This window comes from Pseudoalteromonas sp. K222D, from assembly GCF_017653575.1.
Classification (GTDB): domain Bacteria; phylum Pseudomonadota; class Gammaproteobacteria; order Enterobacterales; family Alteromonadaceae; genus Pseudoalteromonas; species Pseudoalteromonas nigrifaciens.
In genome coordinates this window covers 1-4,867 of the sequence record NZ_JAGGDL010000074.1, presented here as the reverse complement: position 1 = coordinate 4,867, position 4,867 = coordinate 1, and the positions used below count along the sequence as shown (strand labels likewise).

Sequence of the window (4,867 nt, the reverse complement as noted above, 5' to 3'; positions counted from 1 at the left end):
TTGGATGATGAGCATGCTTCGTTCAACAAAGTATTTATACGATACAAGCAACGTAACGTATAAATACTAAGACGTTAGGTTTTTTCACAAGTAAGGTGTTCTCTTGACTCAAAAGTTTTTTCAAAAAGAAGGTGTCCAAACTACATTGATTGCTGGGATTTTCCTTGTTATTGGTAGTGTAGGTACGGCATATGTAAATAAAGAGAGTGAACCGCCAAAGCAAATTGTTTATAACATTGGCAATGCAAGTGAAAATATTGGACAGTATTGGAAGCACTTAAACTTTTCCTTTTTAAGAGAGGAATTCGTCAACCCTAGAATTGTTGAAGAGCTTCTAGGCTGGATTAGCGATTCATCCGAAACAACTTCTTCAATTGATTTAGTTTCAGCAAATAAAAGTAACAGGTTTAATGTTGAAATAGAGCACCGAAAAGTTAATGGTAAAAATTTAGTTGGTTACACTCGAAATAAAGGTGAAGGATCTTTCTTCTATGAATATATAGGCACTTCACCATCTGGGATTCATATGATCTTATGCATAGATCATGGCGGTGGGTCAGGTGTTTTCATGAGTGTAATGTTATTATCATTACGAGCTGACAATACTTTAGAGGGATCATCTCAAGGGGTTACCACTAGAGAAAGAGTGCATTTACACTCGGTTGGAACAATTGTTTTGGGTGATAGGTATTCAGGTGAAATAACTTATCAAAATGAAACATTAACTGTAGGTGAAGACCTTAGCCCAAAGAAGTACGGTCTTTGGACTTCCGAACAAAAATTTAATATTAACTAGAACTCAAAAAGCCTAACAAGCTGTTAAACAAGGACAAAAAACAGTTGGTTTTGCTCCTTCGTCGCTAATTTTAACCAACTATTTTTTGCCTGTTAACAGGGCGTTATATGCTAATAAAAATAAGCTTTAAATAAAGTGCTTTCTAGTGCGTAGTTTTCCGCTAAAACTAGTTAGCATCAGCATTAATAAGCATTGCCGTTTTTACCTTTTTCAAAGGTGGCAACGCTATTAATTTTGTTCAACCTTTCGTGTGTAGCGTAAAAGTTCACGGCTAGGTTTTTATATTACGGGTGACTTAAATTCGTGCAGTGTTTGGCTACAACCACCGCTGCATATAACAAGTTGCTCAAACGGACAAATTACAGTTGGTTGGCGCTTCGCGCATTATAACCAACAATAATTTGCCCCTTAGCAAAGCGTTAGTTTTATTTCATTATTACTCTATATCCGAGTGTAAGAGAAAATATCTATAGGAAGTTATATGCTTTTTAAAACATTCTTGAGGATTTTTGGTTCTAGAAGTGTAATGTTTTCTTTTGGATCTATTGTTGTCATCTCTTTATTGGGCATAATTCATTTAGCTCTTTCTTTTTGTAATAATAACTTCAATTGGTTAGGGGCGTTCGGTGCATTATTAACAGTCTATTCTCTATTGTTAGGATTCACGCATTCTGTCTACCCTGACTTCGAAAAAGACTCCGAGGATCCTGTGTTAAATAAGGGTCACCAATGGGTTGAGCTTCCAACGGTAAAGGGCGCATTGGCTGACGTAGTGTCAGAAGAATATGCGAAAAAGACAAATAGTGAACACCGAGAGGCAATAGCTAATAAATATAAATCGTTGGTTAATATTTATTACATATCTATATTGGGCACCATTTTGTGGGCTTACTCTGGTTTTATTAAAATATAAAACTAACAAGCGCATTAAATCTGACGTCACACATTGTCCGATTTTTTGCTTAAAAGAAAAGGGCGCAAAAAAGCGTCCAACATGCTCCGCAGCTTATGCGGGCGTTATATTTCAAGGAAGTTGTATTGGATGCTCGGCAGAAAAATGAAATCATTCATTTCCAGAGGGTTATGATGTCTTTAATCGATATTAGGTATACGAAAGACTTGATAAATGAAACGACTCAATCTGATATTAATGAAAATATTCAAAGATCATTCCATGAATCTGTAATTATCTCTTATAGCAGGCCTTTTAGCGGAAATGACTCTGTGGACTTGCGTACGGGCTTCTTAAAGCACTTTACCCCTTCGCAGAAAGATATGCATAATCGAGTTATAAAAACATTAAGAAATCAAGTTGTTGCTCACTCGGACTCTAAAGCTTATGGAGTTAATTTTAGTATAACTGAAATAGATGGCATCAAATGGGTTTGGCCTTTAATGACTAAAATTCCACACTTACTAGATAAAAGTGATCTCAAACTTATTAATGAAAATTGCCAAATAATAGAATCGTGGCTATTTGAAGAGCAAACAAGAATAAAGAACTTCTTGCCTTGTGGTAGCTATTGAAATATAACAAGAAAATTAAGCGGGACTGCTAACAGTTGGCTAGGTTTCGCTCCGCTTCACATTTTAGCCAACTATTAATCAGCCCCTTATTTGGGCGTTATGTGTAAAGGAGAGTATCTACGATGGATCGTCAATCACGTAAATTCAAAATATTTGCTGCAATAATTACTATCCCACTATTTGCAGTACTCTTATTCGGATACAGCTTTGTTATCTTTATGTATGCTGATGGACTAAGCGATATTAAGTATTACTTCTTACTCGGTTTAGGTTTTATCGGTATTCTCTTATGGGCTAAAATGTCCGTGAACACGGTTAAAGAAATAAAATTGCTTAAGGTGTAATTTACACATAACAAGCAAATAAATCAGGACAAATAACAGTTGGTTTTTGCTCCTGCGTCGCTGGTTTTAACCAACTGATATTTGCCCATTATTTGGGCGTTAGGCATTTAGTGAGTCAATTATGCTCGTTGATAATATCGAAATAGAAGATATAAACCCAATACCTCCCATTGAAGATAAAGATCAAAAAGAGGTATTTGCATTTTATGGCTTAGCTTCCTATACAGGTCAATGCTTAGAAAAAGGTATGGTCAACTTTGCTATGGCATACCGATTACTTGATGAATCGGCATTAACAGAGCAAGAGTGGTCAGATATATATGATCACTTAAACAAGCAAACCTTTGGTAGGCTACTAAATCAAATTAAATCTAAAATTGAAATCCCCATTAAAATAGAAGAAAGGCTCAATCTATCACTGAAAAAACGTAATTGGCTAGCTCATGATTTCTTCTATGATTATGCTACTCACTTTTATGACCCTACAAGTGATGGCATTGTTGTTATGCTTAAGGAGCTTCAAGATATGATTTATTTATTTCAAGTTACAGACCGATTAATTGACACTATTTACTTAAAAGTATGGGAAAAATTTGGTGTAACAGAAGAATGGATACAAAAAGAGATGGAAGAACAATACCAAGAATACCTATCAGTTAAAAATGCCTAACAAACGCATTAATAATGGACGTCTTACGCTTGGCTGACGCTCATTCTTCGCTAATTATAGCCAAGCTAATCCGCCCATTATGCGGGCGTTAGCAATCAATGAAGTATCTTTAGCAGAACTCGAATTAAAAGGATGTTACAAATTAATGTTAAACACTGAAAATATTAGCGATATAAATAAAAAAAAAGAACATGTGCATGGTAATCAAGAAGATCACGTGGTCGATGCTGAATTCGAAAATGTTGATGAGGCAGATGATAAAGAAAAAGATTCTGGAATAAAGATAAAACGCCCTAAAGACTGGCGCAGTAAATCATATAAAGAATTAAAAGAAGAAGTTAGAAAGCAGTTTGTAGAGCAAGGGCATGACGATGTACCTGATGATATTGTTGAACAGATCGTAGATGATATAACTAAAGATGTAGCGAAAAGAAAAATTCGCCAAAATGTTTTTTCATTTGTAAGGCTTACGTTAGTTGCAAGTATTAGTGTATTAACACTAAGTGTTTTTATGTTGATATTTCAAACTTCAGATAAATTTATTAGCAAAGAAGAGTTACAAATAGATATCACTAATGCGATTAATAAAGACATTAAATTAGATGATTTAAAAATGGTCTATCGCAAACAATCTTCTGTTTACTCCAATTCGTTATGGCCAATAGTTAAACCTCATTTATTCTATGAAAAATCTTCTTTAACACTTATTACGGTCCTAGAAGATATTAAATCTAAGCATTTAATAAAGAACTCGGAATTAGTAGAATCTGATAATAAAGAACTGAAAATAATAGATGCAATGACATCTGAATATAATAAAATCAACCCTTTTGATGGGCTGGACGAACAGGATATTAGAGATTTTAAAAACATTTCCTCTAGCTTGTCCGTGGAAGCATATGAAAAAATTAATGATGAAATTTTTAGCTTAACGTCTTCTCTTAAAGTAAAGAATAACTTGATAAACCAATACTTAAATAGTAGTAATTTAAGCTTATATATTTCATTGTCTGCATTTATTTTCTCTGTTCTTGTAACCCTTTGGCAATTACTCTCTTCACGCAGATCTAGCCAAAAACAATTAGTTGCCGAAGCAATCAAAGAACATGAGAAGAGTATTCAAAAATAATTGCTAACAAGTCGTTTAAACGGAATAAAAACAGTTCATCATTTTTGCAAAAAAGACCGCAAAAATACTGCCCTATTTTTATCAGCTTAACGAGGCGTTATGTTTCATTCGAGTAAGGTTAATCAATGGACGATATGTCAAAAGAAGTAAGTGAACTAGAAAGATTGTTAGGTTTGCCTGACGACTTCTATCAAGGCTTGCTAAAGGAAGATGATTGGTCATTTATTATAAAATTAAGTGCAGTTTTTGAGGCTGCCGGCACTCAAGCACTTGCCGCAAAATTACAACATAAAGAAATAGAAGATTCATTTGCTCAATTAGATCGTAAGCGCGTAATTAGCCCCACATACCAATGTTAATGGCACCTATGCATAATTTACTCAGCATATTAACCTGAGGTA

At 34.4% G+C, this 4,867-nt stretch carries 7 protein-coding genes; all 7 read left to right on the top strand.

The window, feature by feature from the left end; genetic code table 11:
* The first annotated feature begins 103 nt into the window (after positions 1-103).
* Complete coding sequence (locus J5X91_RS17825; RefSeq protein ID WP_208835378.1) at positions 104-796, top strand: hypothetical protein; 693 nt, start codon at positions 104-106, stop codon at positions 794-796.
* Between the two features lie 481 nt (positions 797-1,277).
* Complete coding sequence (locus J5X91_RS17820; RefSeq protein WP_208835377.1) at positions 1,278-1,709, top strand: hypothetical protein; 432 nt, start codon at positions 1,278-1,280, stop codon at positions 1,707-1,709.
* Between the two features lie 125 nt (positions 1,710-1,834).
* Entirely contained in the window at positions 1,835-2,323 is a 489-nt protein-coding gene (locus tag J5X91_RS17815) for a hypothetical protein (protein ID WP_208835376.1), read from the top strand.
* Positions 2,324-2,445: 122 nt separating this feature from the next.
* Entirely contained in the window at positions 2,446-2,667 is a 222-nt protein-coding gene (locus J5X91_RS17810; protein ID WP_208835375.1) for a hypothetical protein, read from the top strand.
* 121 nt (positions 2,668-2,788) lie between these two features.
* Positions 2,789-3,337, top strand: a complete 549-nt coding sequence (locus J5X91_RS17805) for a hypothetical protein (protein ID WP_208835374.1) — start codon at positions 2,789-2,791, stop codon at positions 3,335-3,337.
* A 145-nt stretch (positions 3,338-3,482) separates the two neighbouring features.
* Positions 3,483-4,466 (top strand): hypothetical protein, encoded by a 984-nt coding sequence (locus J5X91_RS17800; RefSeq protein WP_208835373.1) that lies wholly within the window; start codon positions 3,483-3,485, stop codon positions 4,464-4,466.
* 125 nt (positions 4,467-4,591) lie between these two features.
* Positions 4,592-4,825 (top strand): hypothetical protein, encoded by a 234-nt coding sequence (locus J5X91_RS17795; protein WP_208835372.1) that lies wholly within the window; start codon positions 4,592-4,594, stop codon positions 4,823-4,825.
* The last annotated feature ends 42 nt before the right edge of the window (positions 4,826-4,867 follow it).